This is a genomic window from Finegoldia magna ATCC 53516 (assembly GCF_000159695.1).
GTDB classification, from domain to species: domain Bacteria; phylum Bacillota; class Clostridia; order Tissierellales; family Peptoniphilaceae; genus Finegoldia; species Finegoldia magna_F.
Genome location: NZ_CM000955.1, coordinates 948,715 through 968,446, shown reverse-complemented (window position 1 = coordinate 968,446; position 19,732 = coordinate 948,715). Strand labels below are relative to the sequence as shown.

At 32.9% G+C, this 19,732-nt stretch carries 14 protein-coding genes; 8 read left to right on the top strand and 6 right to left on the bottom strand.

The window, feature by feature from the left end:
• Positions 1 to 92: 92 nt before the first annotated feature.
• Genes HMPREF0391_RS04475 through HMPREF0391_RS04465 form a run of 3 tightly spaced genes read left to right on the top strand, consistent with a single transcriptional unit; the run spans position 93 to position 3,086 of the window.
• On the top strand, positions 93 to 1,517 hold the full coding sequence (locus tag HMPREF0391_RS04475) for a TldD/PmbA family protein (RefSeq protein WP_002835711.1): 1,425 nt from the start codon (positions 93 to 95) through the stop codon (positions 1,515 to 1,517).
• Positions 1,517 to 2,806: a metallopeptidase TldD-related protein gene (locus tag HMPREF0391_RS04470; protein ID WP_002835710.1), complete on the top strand. Its 1,290-nt coding sequence runs from the start codon at positions 1,517 to 1,519 to the stop codon at positions 2,804 to 2,806. Before HMPREF0391_RS04475 ends, HMPREF0391_RS04470 begins: the two co-directional genes overlap by 1 nt.
• A 10-nt stretch (positions 2,807 to 2,816) precedes the next feature.
• Entirely contained in the window at positions 2,817 to 3,086 is a 270-nt protein-coding gene (locus tag HMPREF0391_RS04465; RefSeq protein ID WP_035109313.1) for a hypothetical protein, read from the top strand.
• A gap of 44 nt (positions 3,087 to 3,130) precedes the next feature.
• Here the strand turns inward: HMPREF0391_RS04465 and HMPREF0391_RS04460 are convergent, their stop codons facing one another.
• Positions 3,131 to 4,465 carry an MATE family efflux transporter gene (locus HMPREF0391_RS04460; protein WP_268890125.1) on the bottom strand — a complete coding sequence of 445 codons (1,335 nt, stop codon included), beginning with the start codon at positions 4,463 to 4,465 and terminating at the stop codon, positions 3,131 to 3,133.
• Between the two features lie 214 nt (positions 4,466 to 4,679).
• Here HMPREF0391_RS04460 and HMPREF0391_RS04455 point away from each other — a divergent pair, with 214 nt between their 5' ends.
• The 3 genes from HMPREF0391_RS04455 to HMPREF0391_RS04445 all read left to right on the top strand — a co-directional run bounded on the left by HMPREF0391_RS04455 (position 4,680) and on the right by HMPREF0391_RS04445 (position 10,937).
• Complete coding sequence (locus HMPREF0391_RS04455) at positions 4,680 to 5,906, top strand: glycosyltransferase family 4 protein (RefSeq protein WP_002835707.1); 1,227 nt, start codon at positions 4,680 to 4,682, stop codon at positions 5,904 to 5,906.
• 250 nt (positions 5,907 to 6,156) lie between these two features.
• Positions 6,157 to 9,603: a leucine-rich repeat protein gene (locus HMPREF0391_RS04450; protein ID WP_002835706.1), complete on the top strand. Its 3,447-nt coding sequence runs from the start codon at positions 6,157 to 6,159 to the stop codon at positions 9,601 to 9,603.
• A gap of 164 nt (positions 9,604 to 9,767) precedes the next feature.
• Positions 9,768 to 10,937, top strand: a complete 1,170-nt coding sequence (locus HMPREF0391_RS04445; protein ID WP_196218489.1) for an IS256 family transposase — start codon at positions 9,768 to 9,770, stop codon at positions 10,935 to 10,937.
• A 506-nt stretch (positions 10,938 to 11,443) separates the two neighbouring features.
• Here HMPREF0391_RS04445 and HMPREF0391_RS04440 read toward each other — a convergent pair.
• The 5 genes from HMPREF0391_RS04440 to udk form a co-directional block, all read right to left on the bottom strand.
• Positions 11,444 to 12,343, bottom strand: a complete 900-nt coding sequence (locus HMPREF0391_RS04440; RefSeq protein ID WP_002835705.1) for a diacylglycerol/lipid kinase family protein — start codon at positions 12,341 to 12,343, stop codon at positions 11,444 to 11,446.
• The gene (locus HMPREF0391_RS04435; RefSeq protein WP_230454539.1) at positions 12,343 to 13,023 is read right to left on the bottom strand and encodes a heparan-alpha-glucosaminide N-acetyltransferase; all 681 of its coding nucleotides are present in this window, start codon (positions 13,021 to 13,023) and stop codon (positions 12,343 to 12,345) included. Before HMPREF0391_RS04435 ends, HMPREF0391_RS04440 begins: the two co-directional genes overlap by 1 nt.
• Positions 13,023 to 14,546, bottom strand: coding sequence for a cardiolipin synthase (cls, locus tag HMPREF0391_RS04430; protein WP_035109310.1), 1,524 nt, complete (start codon positions 14,544 to 14,546; stop codon positions 13,023 to 13,025). The genes HMPREF0391_RS04435 and cls overlap by 1 nt, the downstream gene beginning before the upstream one ends.
• Positions 14,547 to 14,647: 101 nt before the next feature.
• Entirely contained in the window at positions 14,648 to 15,895 is a 1,248-nt protein-coding gene (gene tyrS, locus HMPREF0391_RS04425; RefSeq protein ID WP_002835702.1) for a tyrosine--tRNA ligase, read from the bottom strand.
• A gap of 226 nt (positions 15,896 to 16,121) precedes the next feature.
• Positions 16,122 to 16,730, bottom strand: a complete 609-nt coding sequence (gene udk, locus HMPREF0391_RS04420) for a uridine kinase (RefSeq protein ID WP_002835701.1) — start codon at positions 16,728 to 16,730, stop codon at positions 16,122 to 16,124.
• Positions 16,731 to 16,944: 214 nt separating this feature from the next.
• On the opposite strand from udk, the gene HMPREF0391_RS04415 reads away from it, so the two are divergent.
• Together HMPREF0391_RS04415 and HMPREF0391_RS04410 are read left to right on the top strand one after the other, a co-directional pair.
• On the top strand, positions 16,945 to 17,352 hold the full coding sequence (locus tag HMPREF0391_RS04415) for a hypothetical protein (RefSeq protein WP_002835700.1): 408 nt from the start codon (positions 16,945 to 16,947) through the stop codon (positions 17,350 to 17,352).
• 126 nt (positions 17,353 to 17,478) lie between these two features.
• Entirely contained in the window at positions 17,479 to 19,572 is a 2,094-nt protein-coding gene (locus tag HMPREF0391_RS04410; RefSeq protein WP_002835699.1) for a Tex family protein, read from the top strand.
• The last annotated feature ends 160 nt before the right edge of the window (positions 19,573 to 19,732 follow it).

Here is a 19,732-nt window from a genome sequence, read left to right as displayed (position 1 = left end):
TACTACAGTATCTAAATTTATGATATCATTTTCTTAAATTCATTGTAATAGATAGAAGTATTTACTATAATTATTAATGAAAGGGGTAGAACATGAAAAAACTAACTACATCAAAATTTTTATTAGATAATAAATCTAAATTACAAGAAATTATAAAAAATTTGGAAACTGATTTCAAATACGTTTCTATTTTAGGTTGCGATGTTGATGGTGCAAGTTATTCTGTGACGACATCTGCAATTTCATTGAATCCTTCTCCTGATTACCAACGTGGATTTGTAATCAGAGTGTACACTGATTTGGGATTTAGTGAGTATTCATTTAACGAAGTAGACGTTGACAAAGTATGCGAAAATGTCCGTAAAATTGCACTTGAAGATCGTAAAAAAATCGTCGAAGGCTTGGACAGAGTAACATACGACAGACTTCCAAATGACGACGAAATCACAAAAGAAAAAATCACTGAAGTTGAAAACTTGCCGGAAGAAGATAATCCTGAAAAAATCATCACTACTTTGCAAAAAATTCACGACGAAGTTAAAGTGAAATACGAAAAGATCGTTCAACTTTCTTTGAGATTGAATATTACGCAAGTTAATAAAATTTTCTTATCGAAGAATAAAGATTTGTACCAATCTTACGCTTATTCAACTGGATTTGCAATGGCAGCAGCAACTGATGGGAAAAATACAAAATTAGATTTCATTTCTAATTCTGGATTGTGTGGAAGTGAATTGATTTCTGAATTCGAAAAAGCGGCAGAAGATGCTTGTAGAAGAACTGAAGAATTACTTACAGCAGACAGAGTTGTTCCTGGAGAATACGATATAATTTGCGACCCTGATTTTACAGGATTAATCGCTCACGAAGCTTTCGGTCACGGAGCTGAAATGGATATGTATGTAAAAGAACGTGCAAAAGGAAAAGAATACCAAGATAAGAGAGTTGCAAGTGACAAGATAATTATGCACGACGGTGCGACAGCTTTCGATGAAGTGTCGAGCTATTTGTTCGATGACGAGGGTAACTTGGGAAGAGATACTGTGATTATCGACAAGGGAATTTTGCGCCACGGAATGTGCGACGAATTGTCTGCGATTTTGTTGGGACAAGAATCCACAGGAAATGGCAAGAGAGAATCTTTCAAGAGAAAAGCATACACTCGTATGACTAACACTTTCTTTGAAGAAGGCGAAGATTCTGTTGAAGATATGATTAAATCCGTTGACAAAGGATATTTGTTGGAAGGTTTCTCATCTGGAATGGAAGATCCAAAAAACTGGGGAATTCAATGCGTTGCAATGAAAGGTCGTGAAATCATAGACGGAAAATTAACAGGCAAAATCGTAAGCCCTGTTTATTTGACAGGATATGTGCCTGATTTGTTGCAATCAATCACACAAGTTTCCAACGGACTTGTGCTTTCTGGCGGCGGATATTGCGGAAAAGGCTGGAAAGAATGGGTTAAGACATCAACTGGTGGATCATACATTAAGGCAAAGGGGATTTTAAGTTAATGGAAAGATTAATAAATATATTAAAACAAAACGAAAAAATTACCGACTGGATAGTTGTCAACACTGTGTCCAAATCTAACGAAGTATTTTTGATAAAAGACAAAGTAGACATGAACAGAAGTTGCGTGACTAATGAAACATCTGTAAGAGTGTTCGTGGATTTTGAAGAAAATGGCGACAAATTCAAAGGTGACAGCACAGTTGTGTTGAACTTAAGTGACAGTGACGATGAAATCAAAGAAAAAATCGACAGAACTGCTTTTGCAGCGAAATTTGTCAAGAACAAATACTACGAACTTCCAGAAAAAGAAGAAGGCTATGCTACATTAAAAGACATCAAAGTATGCGAAGATTTGACAGACAATTTCAAAAAAGTTCACGATGTTATCTACAAAGATTACGGCTACCAATCTAAAGTAAATTCCTGCGAAATTTTCGCAGTGGAAAACCACAAGCACGTCGTTACATCAAAGGGTGTGGATGTGGAATATCCTTCCAACAAATTTACATTTGAAATCGTAACTGATTGTAACGTTGGAGATGAACCTGTCGAAATATTCAACGGATATGATTTGACAAGTATCGATTATTCGAAAATCGAAGAAATCGTCGACAAACAACTTTTGGAAACTGAAAAAAGATCCAGCGCCGTTAGAAATGAAAAAATGGAAAATATGAGAGTGATTTTATCAAACGAAGCTGTTGAAGAATTCTTGTATTACTATTACGACCAAGCAAGAGATGCCATGATTTATCAACAAATCAGCTCTGCAAAATTAGGCGAGAGATTTTTCGGAGATAATCCAAAAGTAAACTTCAACATGAAAATCAATCCAACATTGGAGACATCAATCAACAAAAGACCTGTCGATTCAGAAGGTAAAAAACTTGTACAATATGATTTGTACAAAAATGGTGTCGTAGAAAATTTGGTTACTAATGCAAAGTATAGTTATTATTTGAACGTAAAAAATATGGGACAATCACCAGTTTTCGAAGTAAGTGGTGGAGATATTTCTGTCGAAGAATTGAAATCACAAGATTACATTGAAGTGTTGGCGTTCTCGTCATTCTTGATGGACAGCGCTACGGGAGATTTCGGTGGAGAATTCAGACTTGCAAGACTTGTAAAAGATGGCGTGGAATCATTCATAACAGGTGGTTCAATTTCATTAAATGTAAAAGAAGTTCAAGATTCTATGATTTTCTCAAAAGAATTGAAATCACGTAAGAACAGCTTAGCACCAGCAGTTATTGCGTTTGATAATGTAACTATTGCAGGAAAATAAGGAGGTAAAATTGAAACAAAAAGATAGATTTGGAGTGTTGGAATTATATGCGTATTGTATTGGATATATTTTATTGATAACAATCTACAGATTTTTCAGGACAAATGAGTTTGATGCTGTGGGATTTTTGAAAATAGCAGCTACAATTTTTGTAGTAGCATCGGCTACGTTTGCGATTTTCAATAAAGGATCATTCAAGAAAACATCTTCTGATTACAAACTACCTATGATAATGATAACGGCTGTAGTGTCTATTCTAGTTTCAGTATTTATATTCTAAAAAATAAAGGTTTGAACATTGGAAATCCAATATTCAAACCTTTTTTAAATTCCGAGAACAAATTCGTCGTCGTTGTGAATTGTTTTAACCAAAAATCCTGATTTAACCAAGAAATACGTCGTAGTGATTGTCGACAAAACATCAGACACTGGCATTGCAGACCATACGCCTGTAAGTCCGAAAAGTTTTGGGAAAATCAACATCAACGGTAACAAATAAATAAGTTGTCTTGTCATTGTCAATATGAAACCAATTTTTGGTTTGCCGATTGCTTGGAATAATGACGATCCAATTATGGAATATCCAAGCATGAAAATCATCGAATTGTATATTCTAAGTCCAGGAATTGCGATGTCTTTGATGACTGCGTAATCTTCAGGTCTTGAAATGAAAATCTTAACCAACAAATCTGGTCTAAGCATAGTGAATGCCCAGTTCAAAACCATATACACAGTTCCAGCTACAATAGCAATTCTCAAAGTGTGTTGAACACGTCTGTATTTGTGTGCTCCGAAATTAAATCCTAAAATTGGTTGGATACCTTGGTTGATACCAAAAATCGGCATGAATGCAATTTGTGAAACACTATAGATAACACTCATTGATGATGTCGCCAAGTCGCCACCGTAAATTTTAAGGAAATTGTTGAAAATAATATTAATACCACTAGCTACAAGTTGCATTGCGAATGGAGCAGAACCCAGTGCAAAAATTTGCTTGCAGTAGTGCAAATCAAGCTTGAATGTTTCCTTTTTAAGTCTCAACAGTGCACGGTCTGAAAGAAAATATCTCACAACCCAAATACAAGACAAAATTTGACCGATAATAGTCGCCCAAGCAGCGCCTTGTACTCCCATTTTCATAGGAAAAATGAACACATAATCCAAAATAATATTGCTGATTGCACCGATGAACATCGTCACCATCGCAGCCCTAGGATTTCCTTCGCCACGGATGAAGTTGTTCATTGCAAAACCAACCATTTGAAAAGGTGCACCATACAAAATAATTTTTCCATATTCATAAGCGTAAGGCATCAAAGTGTCACTCGCGCCGAAAATTTTCAAAAACCATTTTAAATTTAAAAGAAAAATCGCTGATATCAAAATCCCGAAAATAATAGATAAAAACATAGATGTGCCAAGAATGATTTCTGATTCTTTTTTCTTACCTTCACCGAATTTGATTGAAGAAAGGGAATTGCCACCCACACCAATCAACATTCCGAATGCCATCAAAAATAAAAAAATCGGGAAAATCAAATAAACGCCACCAATTGACATTTGATTTACACCGGCACCTAGGAAGATTCTATCTATAACATTATACAAAGCTTGAACCAACATTCCTATAGTAGCTGGAACTGAAAACTTCCAGATTAATTTCGGAATGGATTCATTGCCAAGAAGATTTGATCGTTGTTCGTTTAAATTTTCTATAATAATCGCCTCCTAATCAAAATAATACAAGTTATTATACATTAAAAAACAAACATAATCAATGATTTATAAAAAAATTCAATAAATAACTAAAGAAATTAAAATCTTATTATGATAATATAGAAGTAAGAATAATAATAAAAAGGATGATAACATGAAAATATTACACGTAATCGCACAACTTCCGAAACAAACAGGAAGCGGCGTTTATTTTACAAACGTAATTCAATTTATGCAACAAAACCATGAAAATGCTGCTATATTTGGAATACAAGATAATATACAATTAAATTTGGATGATACAATCAAAAAATATCCAGTCGAATTTAAAAGCGAAAAGTTGAACTTCCCAATAGTTGGAATGAGCGATGAAATGCCCTACGATTCCACAAAATACAGCGATATGACACACGATATGATTGAAGATTGGACAAATGAATTCACAAAACAATTGAAAAAAGCAAAGAAAGAATTCAATCCAGACGTCATCGTATCTCATCATTGTTGGATGCTAAGCAGTCTCGTGTTAGATATTTTCGATGAAACTCCCGTTTTATTACTAAATCATGGAACCGACATCAGACAAACAAACCTCAACCCAGAATTGTTTATGACTTGTGTGGATAATCTAAACCGTGCACAAAAAGTCCTAGCACTAAGCAAAAAAGACGTAGAACCAATCTCGGATATATTTGGAATCGACAAAGAAAAAATCGTTGTAACGGGTGGAGGCTATAACAGCGACATATTTTACAGAAGAAAAGAAGACCCACAAAACGACAGAATAAGGCTTTTGTTTGCAGGGAAATTATCACACGCAAAAGGAGTGTACGAACTTTGCAAAGCCTTCAAAAAACTAGAAGAAAAATACGATAATTTGGAATTAACACTAGTAGGAGATGTCGACATAGAAACAAAAGTTGAGTTGTGGGACAACACAGGCAATTCACTTCACTTCGATTTGCACAACACATCTTGTCAGAAAAAACTCTCCAATAAAATGAGAGAATCGGACATCTACATTCTGCCAAGCTACTATGAAGGATTGGGACTCATTGCAATCGAAGCGTTGGGTTGTGGAATGAGAGTCGTTGTAACAGAAATAGAAGGACTAATCGAAACATTAGGCGATGAAATAAACAACAGTACAGCCATTGAATTTGTCGAAATGCCACGACTCAAATCAATTGATGAACCTTATGATTCAGAAATCGAACCATTTGTTGATAGATTAGCAAAAGGAATTGAACAACAAATAATCAGAATACAAAACAAAGAACCAATACCAGAAAAAATTCACGAATTAGTATTAAAACATTCTTGGGATCACATAATGCTTGAAATTGAGAATGAGTTAATGGAGATTGCAAATTTACAATAGAATATAAAATTTACTGAATGCAGCTTTTAATTTATTAAGAGCTGTTTTTGTGTATATAAGATTGCTAAAAGTAACGTATAAAATTTTAGCTAGCTCAATATTATGTGTTTGAAGATATTGATAAGCACGAAACTTTTTTTAAAATTAATTTGATAACAAATATCATTGAAAAGAAATTGAGATTATAGTAAAATAAAAAAAGTTCTTTAGATGATAAAGAATATCATTATTAATTTAATAGGAGGTTCGTATGAACAAAAAGAAGATTATTTTTTCTTTGGTTTTTGTATTTGCTTTGATTTTTGGATTAAATATTAATTCCAAAGCAGCGGATGACAAATATACAGCGGAGGATTTTGAGATTGTGGGAGATACTGTATACGGTTTTTCAAAAAGCGGAGTGCAAAAGCTAAAAAGAAATCGAAATGTAGTACTGCCATCAAAAAGCAAAGAAAATGTAGATTTGAAAAAAATAGCAAGTTTTGCTTTTGTCTACAATAAGAGCAGTGCGATTGACGAGTATACTCAAAGAGAAGGCGAAAATGGAGAGGTTAACAACTTAGATGTTGATGGAAACGAAATTAAAAAGCTTGGAGAAGATTTCCATCAATTAGACATAGAATCTGTAGAGATTCCTGAAGGATATACTTATATTGGGCAAGATGCTTTTGAAGAAAATAGTAATATTAAAAGCGTTAATTTACCAAAGACCATCACTAAAATTAGTGATTATGCATTTGCACATCTAAGTTTAAAGACTATAAAATTACCGGATAATTTGGAATTTTTGGGAGAACAAGTATTTTTTGATAACCAAATAGAAGGCAAACTTATTTTACCTAAAAATTTAACAAATTTAGGAGAAAGATCTTTTAAATCTAATCAAATTACAGAATTAGAATTTAATTGTGAAAAATTGGAAATTATAAAAGAACAAGCTTTTCAAGATAATAAAATTAAGCAAGTGAAACTTCCAGATAGTGTGAAAAAAATTGAGATTGATGCATTTAGTGGAAATTCTGGCGATGAAAACTACGCGATGAAAGTTGTGCTTTTCTCAAATGGAAATGTGGACAACAAGGATTCTTCTTCTATTGTAAACCCGACAGAAGAAGATAAGACAACTTCAGTAGATGTGGATAGTTCAAAATGGGATGAAAAAGATTTTGTATTTGATAAAGGCAAGGTTCTAGGATTTTCTGGTATCGGAAAATTAAAAGTTCGTGAAAATAAAAATCTTGTAATTCCTGAAAAGAATGGGAAATATGTTGTTGATGAAATTGGAGATGATGCTTTTCGAAATGTGGATTTTGAAAATAGTAGTTTGAATAAGTACGATTTACAAAGCGTAAAGCTTCCGGAAACTGTGAAAAAAATCGGGAAATTTGCATTTCAGTCTAATTATTTGACAGAATTTGAAGCACCTGAGGCTCTGAAAATCATTGGAGACGGAGCATTTATGAATAACAAGATCGAAATGCTTGAATTAGGCGAAAATACTGAAATAATTGGAAGTAGTGCGTTTCATATTAATAAATTATTTGCAATAGTGATTTATCCAAATGTTAGAGAAATTGGAATTTCAGCTTTTAGAAATAACGATGCACAAAATGTAATGTTTATGGGCGATAAAGTTGAAAAAATAGGAGAAATGGCTTTTTGTAATAACAAAATATCTGAGTTAGATTTGAGTTTATTAACAAAATTAAAAGAAATATCTGTTCAAACTTTTTACAAAAATAGCATTACAAAGGTTACATTGCCAGAAAATTTAGAAAGTGTAAGAGAAGAAGCGTTCAGATACAATAATTTAAAAGAGGTTGTTTTTTCAAATAAAATCAAAGAAATAAGATTTAATGCGTTTGACGATAACAAAGTTGAAGATAACTACAAAAAAGTTTTAGTTAGAATTAAAGGAAAAACGTTAGCTGATGGAAATAATTTTGTTGTTAATCCTGAAGAAATTACGAAAAACAAAGATGATTTGAAAAAAGTTTTGGGTGAATTAAATAAGTTAGATTTAACCGCACTTAGAGATGATACTCAAAAGCAATTCAAAGATATGAAGACTGAAGGCGAAAAACTGTTAAAGCAAGACAAATTATCTGAGGGTGCGAAGCTAAAATACATCCATGATACTCAATTTTTCGTAAATAGATATAAGTTAGACTCATTAATTAAAAAAGGAGAACTAACTATTAAAAATCATCCACAAAATTCTGAGATTTTGAAAGATAAACTTGAATATGCTAAAAAATCTTATAATAATTCGGCTGTAGCGGACAATAAATTAACTCGTTTAACAAAAGAATTACAAAATCTTATTAATATTGTCGAAAACAAAGAAAATATGGCAAATTCAATTATGAAGCAAGGTCATTTTGAACTTAAAACGCCACTTCCGATTCCATCTTATCATATTGGAATGAATGTGTATTTTGACAAAAACGGCAAAATCTTGTATGTGTTAGACATGTCTTACACTATTGGAAAAGGACAAAAAGACGAATACGGAAATGAGATTTTGAATGTTGATGAAGATAATGATGGTTATCATATGTTGGCTTTGGAGACTTTGGATGATTATGAAGGGCTAAATTACTCAGATATTTTGAAATCAAATGTAGATAGTCTTGGAAAAATCAGAAAAGTTGATGATAGAGCAAAATACCATAGGGAAGGAATTTTCAATGCAATAAAAGATGCTTGCAAAGATTTTGAAAAGGAAAATCCTACAAAACCAGGTGATAACCCAGGAACAACACCAGATCAATCTGGTACAGTAACAACAACTCCAAGCGTACCTGGAACAACAACTCCAAGCACACCAGCTGAACAACAAAAAACTACAACAAGAGTAGCAGGAGCTGACAGAATTCAAACATCAGTAGAAGTATCCAAGAAATACTACAACACAGCTGAAACAGTAATCGTAGCAAACTACGAACAATTCGCAGACAGCTTATCAGCATCAGCATTATCAAAAGCATTAAAAGCACCAATCTTGCTAGTTAAAAAAGATCAATTAGATTCAGTAGTAGCACAAGAAATCAAGAGATTAGGAGCTAAAAATGTAGTTGTAATAGGTGGAGAAAAATCAGTAGATAAGACAAAAGAAAGCCTATCTAAATACAACCTACAAACAATAGCTGGATCTGACAGATACGAAACAAGTGCAAAGATTGCACAAGAAATAATCAAGCTAACAGGAACTAAAAAAGCTGTAATAGCAAGCGGAGAAGTATTCGCAGACGCATTAACAGTAGCGCCACTAGCTAACAAAAACAACATGCCAATACTACTTGTACAACCAAACAACATACCAAAAGCAACACAAGAAGTATTGAAACAAATTGAAGAAGTAATAATTGTAGGTGGAGAAAAGACAATCTCCAAAGAAGTAGAAAACAAACTTCCAAACCCTACAAGAATAGCAGGAGCAAACCGTTACGAAACAGCAAAGAAAATCTACGAATATGGCTTCAAAGATAGAGTAGAAGTTAACATCGCAAACGGAACAGTTCCAGCAGACAGCTTAGTAATAGGCTCAATTGATTGCCCAATATTATTAGCAGAAGCAAATGAAATTCCAGAAGCTACAAAACAGGCTATCAAAGAATCAAAATTTGAAAAAGTTAATGTATTTGGTGGAGAAAACTCAATAAATGAATCAGTGGTAAAAGAATTGATTAAGTAAACTAAACGCAGCACATAAAAATATTGTGCTGCGTTTTTACAAAAAACATAATCTCGAGACTGTGAAATAGTTTGTGTATAGAATCCTCCTGATATAATAGTAATCAGGAGGATTTTAAAATGCCAAGAAAAAGACCAGAAACTAGACTCAACAAAATATCCAAGATGTTAATTGAAGAATATCAACCAGAAACAGTACAAGATTTACAAGAAGCTTTGAAAGATCTTCTAGGAGACACAATGGAACAAATGTTAAAAGCAGAGTTAGATGAACATCTAGATTATGAATATGGTGAAAAACCACTGTCATTAAACACAAGAAATGGATCAAGTAAAAAAACAGTTAAATCATCATACGGAAACATAGACCTAAACATCCCACGAGACAGAGAAGGATCCTTTGAGCCACAAGCATTGAAAAAATATCAAAAAGACATATCAAACATAGAAAACCAAATAATATCTATGTATGCAAAAGGAATGACAACAAGAGACATATCAACACACATAAAAGAAATCTATGGATTTGGAATATCAGAATCCATGGTAAGCAAAATAACAAATAAAATACTACCAACTATTGAAGAATGGCAAAATAGACCATTAGAAAAAGTATATCCATTTGTATTTTTAGATGCAATACACTATCATGTAAGAGAAAATAACATAGTAGTAAAAAAAGCAGTATATATAGCACTAGGATACAATACAGAAGGATACAAAGAAATACTTGGAATGTGGGTAGGAGAAAATGAATCAAGTAAATACTGGCTATTGGTATTAAATCAATTAAAAGAACGAGGATTAGAAGATATATTAATAGTCTCAACAGATAATTTATCAGGATTTAGCCAAGCAATAGAAAGTGTATATCCAAAAACAGAAATTCAAAAATGCATAATTCATCAAATAAGAAATTCAACAAAATTCGTATCATATAGAGATATAAAAGAGCTAATGAAAGACTTAAAAACAGTATACAAAGCATCAACAGAAGAACTAGCACTAAGTAATCTAGATATATTTGAAGAAAAATGGGGCAAAAAATACCCAATGTGTGTAAATTCATGGAGAAATAACTGGGCTGAATTATCAACATATTTCAAATATCCAGAAGGAATAAGAAAACTAATATATACAACAAATAGCATAGAAAACTTTAATAGACAACTTAGAAAAGTAACAAAAAACAAAACAATATTTCCAAGTGACTACGCCCTACAAAAAAGCTTGTATCTAGCGATGGTAGATGCTTCAAGTAAATGGACGAGTAGAATAAGAGGATGGGATCAAATATTGTCACAACTATCAATATTTTTTGAAGGCAGAATCTAAATTTTGCCATAAAGATAATAAAAAATTTGAATCATTCAATCAAGAGTAAAGGTATAGCCCTGGTCTGACGACCAGCTCTTGACAGAAATCTTCAAATTTTTAAGAAATACAATTAGGCAAAAAGGGAGATTTTTAGAAAAATCTTGACCTTTTAGTTTAATTGTGCCAAAATTAGGTTACAAATATCTGAACTTTCAGATTTTAGTAATAAAAGTATATTTTTTAAAAATCAAAAAAATATCAGCTCACAACCTATCAGGAGGAGCTGATACACAAAACTTTTCACATACCCATAATCTCTACTAATTTGAACATAATTAGTACACATTCATAGTCTATTATATAAGTATAAACAAAGTAAGTTTAATCTCAAGAAACAATCTCCTCCCTTAATATTGTTTTAACCTTAGATTAAACTGGAGACCACTCAGATGGTCTCTTTTTTATATTAAAATTTTAACCTAAAAAAAAGCTAACTCGTTTGAGTTAGCTTTTCTTCTATATCTTTATTGTTCAAATGGTTTCGATAAGAATTTGAATCTTTTTTCTACGACTTTGATGTTTGATGGTGTTTTTTGGTACAATTCGCCATCTGTATCTGCGACTAATCCTTCAGGAGAGATGAACTTTATTTCTTTTGCTTTGAATGTTTGAACGCCTTCGTTTTCTTCGTTAAAATCAAAGCTGTTTGATTGTCCGAACATTGCTTTGAATGCTCCGATGTTTGATTGTTCAACTATAAACACATTCAACACTCCATCGCTTGGGCTAATGTCTGAGATTGGAACTTCAACTCCTCCTGAGTATAATCCATTAGCGACAAATACCATAACGGCATTTCCTTTTATCGTTTCGCCGTCGAGTTCCATTTCATAATCAAATGAATTGTCTTGTGTTAATGTTTCAAAAATTTTTGGAATATATGTCAATACACCGAATGTTGATTTGTCGGCATCTTGCATTTTTTGCGCGTTTTCTGATGCCATTCCCACTGTCCAGAAATTCAGAGCGATTTTGTCGTCATTTAATATACAGTCGTATTCTTTGACTTCTGCATCCAACAAATTTTCACTTGCTTCTTCTGGATTTGCTCCGATATTAACAGTTTTTGAGAAATCGTTGAATGATCCTCCTGGAATTATTCCTATAACAGGATCCATATCGTAATCATATAATCCGTTGATGACTTCGTTTATTGTTCCGTCGCCTCCAACTACGATTACCAAATCAAAATCTTTTAATTCTTCACATTTTTTGTAGAAATCACCTTGTTCTTCGCTTTGAAAAAACACTGTTTCATTTGATAATTTTAATATATTAGGACTACATTTGCCTAATACTTCAAATATATCTTGTTGTCCTGAATTATCGTGATACATAACGATTGATTTTTTGAATTTATTCATTAAATTCCTCCTAAAAATTTTACGATTTGTACAATTATCATTATGATAGGCTGGTGAATTAAATAAATCATCAAACTTTTTTTGCCCATTTTTGATAATACATTTTCTCTTACATTTAATTTTATATCTAAAAAGTCTCCTGTGCAATATCCAACCAAATACATAAAATACCAAGGTAGTAATGGGAAATAGTCGCCACTGTAGAACTTATCGTTGTAGAATCCCACGAAACTAAACAGATTGGTACTTATATCCATTGGATGAGCGCTTATTTTGTAAGTTAGAATGAACATTACAAACGATAAGGCACATAATATTTTTTTGTTAAAGGTTAATTTGTCGACAAAAATCGTGAACAATGACGCCAAGCACAACAGATGAATTATTCCGAAAACTATGAAAAATTCATTTGCGAAGAAATATGTCACCACACTCAAAATCATAGCCACGATAAAAAGCGTGATGGTGTGTTTCTTATGATTGTGAGATAAATTGAAGCAATAGCCCGATATCAAAATGAAGCTTATGCAGATGAATCTCTCCCAAATCATGCCTGGTGTTTTTTCAAACCATTCAATTTTGAAATTTTCCATGTAGACCAAATCGAATAGCAAATGGTAGATTACCATGTTGACAATTGCAAATCCCCTTAACGTATCTATCAAATTATTTCTTTTCATCATATCATTGGCGAAAATACTTTCAGAATTACGGATAGTATTTTTCTTGATAGGTTTTGGTTTTCCAATTGTCTTGAAAATATTTCTTGTGATTGTGATTGCATTTCCAAGAAATCTTCCTTTAAATCGGAAATAATGTGTGAATCGTAGTACATCGCTCCGTTTTCAAAATGCAGATACAATGATCTAAAATCGAGATTGATTGAGCCGATTACGCAACGTTGGTCATCTGTAACACAACTTTTTGCGTGCAAAAATCCTGGCGAATATTCGAAAATTCTAACGCCCGCTTCTAAAAGTGGTTTGTAGTAAGTTCTTGTTACCATGTAGACCAATTTTTTATCTGGAATTCCTGGAGTTATGATTCTAACATCGACACCACTTAAAGCCGCATCTCTAAGCGAATCTATCATATCATCGGAAGGAATTAGATACGGAGTTGTAATGTAGAAATATTTTCTGGAACGAGACACCAATTGCATGTACGCACCCTTTCCAACAGGAACATCGTCTAATGGAGAATCCGTATAAGGTTGGCAATAGCCTTCGTTTTCGGAAACATTTGGCACAGTTTTTTCGAAATAATAATCGTAGTCAAGCTCATTGTCATCGTACAATTCCCAAATTGACAAAAACATTATCGTAAATGACCACACACCATCACCTGTAACTCTGATTCCTGTGTCCTTCCAATATCCGAATTTTTGGATTTTGTTCATGTATTCATCTGCCAAATTAAACCCGCCAGTGTATGCTATTTTTCCATCTATAACGATGATTTTTCTGTGATCTCTGTTATTGTGACGAGGCATTGGTAGAACTCGAATCGGATTGAAAACTTGAACTTTGATACCTTTTTTTTCTAGCTTGTTGTAATATCTACGCGAAAGTTTCGTCATGCAGCCGAAATCGTCGTACAAAATTCTGACATCGACACCTTCTTTAACTTTTTGTTCCAAAACTTCCAGAATATTATTGAACATATAACCTTCTTCGATTATAAAAAACTCCAAGAAAATATAATCCTTTGCATTTTTCAAATCTTCCATCAAATATTCAAAGAAAACCTCACCGTTTTTTAAATATTTCGAACTTGTTTTAGAAAATACAGGAGCGTGAGCTGTTGTGTTTATGTAAGTTGCGATTGACTTGGAGTCGCCCTCCAGTTCGTCAATTACATTACCATTCGACAAAATATGGTTGTTAAACGATGAACTAATCGTATCCATTCGTCTTTGTTGTGCACGAACGAATCTGTTTCTTCTGAAAAACAAATAGAACACCGCTCCAAACAACGGGAATATCCATATAGGAATGAGCCATCCTAGTTTGAAACTCGGGTTTACATCGGTGTTGACCACCATTATAGTAAAAGCGAAGGATATTATAATGTTTAATGTGTAGACATACACAAAATTTCTTTGGAAACTTAAAATCAAATAAACTAATAGTGAAATTTGAATGATAAATACAATTGCCAAAAGCATTATTCTACTAGTTAAAAATTTGAATAATTTTTTCATTTGTACCTCCACAAATATTTTTAAATTTATTTAATTATAACACAAAACCCCGGCAAACTTTGAAAATCAATTCAAAATCGCCAGGGTTTATTTTTAAAATATTATACCAATTTTACTCTGTGATATACTTTTTTACCTTTTTTTATGATAAGTTCATCGTCGTTAAAATCGTGAATTGTTACAATTCTTTTTGGATCAGATTCCTTCTTGTCATTAACAGAAATTCCGTTTTGAGTTACAAGTCTACGTGCTTCACTGTTTGATTGAGTAAGTCCTGTCATTGTCAACAAATTCAACAAACCAATTCCATTTTCAAAATCCAAAGCTTTCATTTCAGTTGTTGGCATATTTTCGTCAACAGCGTTTGAATTAAACAATGCGTTTGCTGTTTGACGGGCTTCTTCTGCTTTTTCTTCTCCGTGAACTAATTTGCACACTTCAAAAGCCAATACTTCCTTAGCTTTGTTGATGTCGCTTCCCTCTAAGCTTCCAAGTCTCTTGCATTCTTCAGTTGGCAAAAATGTCAACATCAACAAGAATTTTTCGACATCCCTGTCGTCAACATTTCTCATGTATTGGAATAAATCGTAAGGAGTTGTTTTGTTCTCGTCCAACCACACAGCGCCTTTTTGTGATTTACCCATTTTAACTCCGTCAGCAGTAGTTAAAAGCTTAAAAGTCATAGCGTAAACTTTGTCGTTTTCTAATTTTCTAACCAAATCGTAACCGCCCAAAATATTAGACCATTGATCAGAACCACCCATTTGTAATTTACAGCCGTATTTTCTGTACAATACCAAATAATCGTATGATTGCATCAACATATAACTAAATTCGAAAAATGTTAAACCTTTTTTCATTCTGTTTTTGTAACTTTCCAAAGTCAACATTTGATTTACAGAAAAATGAACGCCGATTTCTCTCATGAAATCCAAGAAATTCAAATTCAACAACCAATTCTTGTTGTTTTCAATGTAAGCCTTGTCTTCACCAAAATCGATGAATCTTGTCATTTGAGAATAAAATCTTCTAGCATTTTCGTCGATAACTTCCTTAGTCATAATACTTCTCATATCGTTACGACCAGAAGGATCCCCAATCATTGTAGTTCCGCCACCTAAAAGACAAATAGGGATGTGACCGTGAGCTTGCATTCTCATCATAACCATCAATTGAATAAAATGGCCAATAGTCAAACTATCTGCAGTCGCATCAAATCCAATGTAAAACGGAACTCTTTCTTTTCCGAGTAAATCTCTCAATTCATCTTCGTATGTAGCTTGTTCAAAATATCCACGTGCTACCAATTCGTCGTACACATTTTCATGTTCAAATTCGTAATTAATCATAAACTCCTCCTATAAAATAAAAAAAACTCTTGACACGAAAGGGCGAATCTACGCGGTACCACCTTTCTTATCAAAAGCTTATGTTCCATGCAAAGTATGAAACTACCTTGAAAACTCATGTGTTGTAATTCCCGAATAATCGGTACTGGTCACAATCATAATTTTCTATTGAGTTATTAAAATTTTATACTAGAAACTAATTCTAGTCAATAGCAAAATGGTTTTTTTATAATTTCGTAGCCAAATGATTGATAAGAACATCGATAGCAACCTTATTTTTGCCACCCTTTGGCACAATCAAATCGGCAAATTTCTTACTAGGTTCCACAAAAAGCTCATGCATTGGCTTAACAGTTTCCATATATTGAGTCAAAATCGATTCAATAGTTCTGTTTCTTTCGACCAAATCTCTTGTAATTCTTCTTTTGAGGCTGACATCTCCGTCGCAGTCCACGAAAACTTTCATATCCATTAAATCGCGAAGTTCTTCATTCTCCAAAACCAAAATTCCTTCTACAATCACAATTGGCTTTGGAATTTTTTTCAAAGTATCAGAGCTTCTAGTGTGAATTGTAAAATCGTAAGTTGGAATGTCGATTTCTTCATTATTTATAATTTTTTTAACATGCTCAATCAACAAATCTGTTTCAAAAGCTTGGGGATGATCGTAATTCAAACTTGCACGTTCATCCATAGTCAAATTGTCATGAGCAAAGTAATAATTATCGTGTTCAATAATTTCTATTTTATCTTCAAAATGTTTTTTCAAAGTCTTCACGATTTCAGTCTTACCTGAAGCACTTCCACCTGCGACTCCCACAATATACGGTTTCATAATAGCCTCCTAGTTATTAGTTAATTTTAATATAAATTTTACAATTTTTCAAGGTTGTAAATTAGGATAACCTTTTAATTATTTGTAGAATAAAATTATAAATTGTGCTAAAATAATATTGAAATGTTTTATTTTGTAAATTTTATTACAAACTTTACAAAAAATTCAAGCAAATCACAATTACGGAAAATGTTTTAACAAAAGGAGATTTGAAATGTCAAAAAACACAAAACTTATTATTTACTCGTTGATTTACATATTGTTCATGATAATCATCAGATACACATTGTCTCATGCGCATGGATTTTTGATTGACCATTGCTTGATGATATTCTTGGCTATCGCAGTAGTTCTTGGATATTTTCATGGATTTATTTTCAAATTCAATTTTACAATTGTTTTCGTAGCGATATTTATGATGCTTTTCATCGGACAAATGACACCTCCATCAAGAGGATTTATCGAATATTCATTTATCGACTTTTATTACGTGTCAGCGGCGACGATTTTTATGTTAGTAGCAGACATTGCTGGATCCATCAGAAAAACTCACTTGATTCAAAAAGAGATTTTCTTGGAACAATTAGAAAAAGAAAAAAACGCTAAGTTATTTAAAAAATAATTAACCAAACCATCAAGTGTACGCTTGGTGGTTTTTAAAATTTTACCTCAAAATGCTTTAATCTGGAAAAATAAATAAAATAATGTTAAAATATAGATTATAGTTTATTAAAAGAGAAGGAAGAGAATGAATATACTACAAAAATTATCAGAAGAATTAGACATAAAATATGATAACGTTGTTAAGACAGTTGAATTATTAGATGAGGGAAATACAATTCCATTTATCGCCAGATACAGAAAAGAAATCACTGGGAATTTGACTGACGAAACGTTGAGACAATTAAACGATAGGCTTACATATTTGAGAAACCTGCAAGAAAGAAAAGACGACATCACACGTCTTATCGATGAGCAAGGAAAACTCACTGAAGATTTGAAAAAACAAATCGACGAAGCAACTATTTTGACAGAATTAGAAGATATTTATCTTCCATTTAAGCCTAAGAAAAGAACTCGTGGATCAATCGCTGTAGAATTGGGACTTCAACCAGTAGCAGATATGATAATGGAGAAAACTCACTCTTTATCTGAGATTGAGAAAAAAGCCTCAGAATTTGTCAACGGAGAAGAAATCAAAACAGTTGATGATGCTATTAGTAAAAGTTTGGACATCATAGCAGAATTCGTATCTGAACAAAAAGTATTCAGAGATATAGTTCGTAATTCGTTCATAACAGATGGGGTTATGAAAACTGAAGAAAAAAACGAAGACGATTCTGGCACATACAAGATGTACTACGATTATTCAGAAAAAGTAAAAGATGTCAAAGCACACAGAGTTCTTGCGGTATTTAGAGGAGAAAAAGAAGGATTCTTGAAAGTTTCATTCTTGTTGAATGACGATTACAATATTTTCAAAATAATGAGAAAAATCGCAAGAGCAAATGATTTTGAAAGTTATGATTTGATTGAAAAAGCTGTCAAAGACAGCTACAAAAGATTAATCGTTCCATCAATTGAGACAGAAGTGCGCCAAAGCATGAAAGAAATGGCAGACGACGAATCAATCGGCGTATTCAAAAGCAATTTGAAGCCTTATTTGATGCAACCACCTATCAAGGAAACAGCGATAATTGGACTTGACCCGGGATTTAGAACTGGTTGCAAAGTTGCTGTAATTTCTGAATACGGAGATTTCTTGGACAGTGCAGTAATTTATGTCACTGATGCAAGAAAACAAATCCAAAGAGCAGACGAAACTTTGAAGGATTTTATCGACAAATACAACGTCAAACTAATCGCAATAGGTAACGGAACAGCTTCTCGTGAAACAGAAAAATACGTATCTGATTTGTTAGCGCAAATCGACGATGAAATCTTCTACGCAATCGTAAACGAAGCGGGAGCAAGTATTTACTCTGCATCAAAGCTTGCAATCGAAGAATTCCCTGATTTAGATGTAACAATAAGAGGTGCTATTTCGATTGCACGTCGTATTCAAGACCCACTTGCAGAATTGGTCAAAATCTCTCCACAATCAATCGGAGTTGGTCAATATCAACACGACGTCAACCAAAAGAAATTAAAATCATCACTTGAAGAAGTTGTAGAAGATTGTGTGAATACAGTTGGTGTCAACATCAACACAGCAAGCTCTGCGCTTTTGAATTACGTTTCTGGAATTACGAAAACAACTGCGAAAAACATCGTAGATTACAAAATAGAAAACGGACCATTCACTAATCGCCAAGAAATTTTAAAAGTAAAAGGAATTGGACCAAAAGCATTCGTACAATGCGCAGGATTTTTGAGAATTCCTGAAAGCGAAGAAATATTGGATAACACAGAAGTTCACCCAGAAAGCTATGAAATCGCAAAACAAATTATGAAATACGATTTGAACGATATCGATGTGAAAAAACTATCCGAAGAACTAGAAGTAGGAGAACCTACTTTGCGTGATATAATCGAAGAACTCAAAAAACCGGGGAGAGATCCACGTGATGAAATGCCAAAACCAGTTCTAAGACAAGACGTATTGTCAATCGATGATTTGGAAGAAGGAATGATAGTCACAGGAACGGTTAGAAATGTCGTGGACTTCGGAGCGTTCATAGACATCGGAATAAAAGAAGACGGACTTTGCCACATATCCAAAATGAGCGATTCCTACATCAAAAATCCAAGAGAAGTGTGCGAAGTAAGTGACACCGTAAAAGTAAAAATAATTGGAATAGATAAAGACAGAGGATTGGTTTCCTTGTCGATGAAGTTATAAATATTTTCAATACAAACTCCTAATTAGTTTAGCAATTAATTAGGAGTTTTTTACGTTATTTGCAAATAAATATGCTGTGATAAAGTATATAATTTTGTTTTTAAATAAAATGATAAATTATTATTAAATTAATTGTTTTAAATGTGTTATTAAGTTATAA

Excerpts from the sequence above, each read along its gene's own strand:
- HMPREF0391_RS04475 (WP_002835711.1), top strand. The coding sequence starts at position 93 with ATGAAAAAACTAACTACATCAAAATTTTTATTAGATAATAAATCTAAA.
- HMPREF0391_RS04470 (WP_002835710.1), top strand. The coding sequence starts at position 1,517 with ATGGAAAGATTAATAAATATATTAAAACAAAACGAAAAAATTACCGAC.
- HMPREF0391_RS04455 (WP_002835707.1), top strand. The coding sequence starts at position 4,680 with ATGAAAATATTACACGTAATCGCACAACTTCCGAAACAAACAGGAAGC.
- HMPREF0391_RS04450 (WP_002835706.1), top strand. The coding sequence starts at position 6,157 with ATGAACAAAAAGAAGATTATTTTTTCTTTGGTTTTTGTATTTGCTTTG.
- HMPREF0391_RS04445 (WP_196218489.1), top strand. The coding sequence starts at position 9,768 with ATGTTAATTGAAGAATATCAACCAGAAACAGTACAAGATTTACAAGAA.
- HMPREF0391_RS04440 (WP_002835705.1), bottom strand. The coding sequence starts at position 12,343 with ATGAATAAATTCAAAAAATCAATCGTTATGTATCACGATAATTCAGGA.
- HMPREF0391_RS04435 (WP_230454539.1), bottom strand. The coding sequence starts at position 13,023 with ATGAAAAGAAATAATTTGATAGATACGTTAAGGGGATTTGCAATTGTC.
- cls (WP_035109310.1), bottom strand. The coding sequence starts at position 14,546 with ATGAAAAAATTATTCAAATTTTTAACTAGTAGAATAATGCTTTTGGCA.
- tyrS (WP_002835702.1), bottom strand. The coding sequence starts at position 15,895 with ATGATTAATTACGAATTTGAACATGAAAATGTGTACGACGAATTGGTA.
- udk (WP_002835701.1), bottom strand. The coding sequence starts at position 16,730 with ATGAAACCGTATATTGTGGGAGTCGCAGGTGGAAGTGCTTCAGGTAAG.
- HMPREF0391_RS04415 (WP_002835700.1), top strand. The coding sequence starts at position 16,945 with ATGTCAAAAAACACAAAACTTATTATTTACTCGTTGATTTACATATTG.
- HMPREF0391_RS04410 (WP_002835699.1), top strand. The coding sequence starts at position 17,479 with ATGAATATACTACAAAAATTATCAGAAGAATTAGACATAAAATATGAT.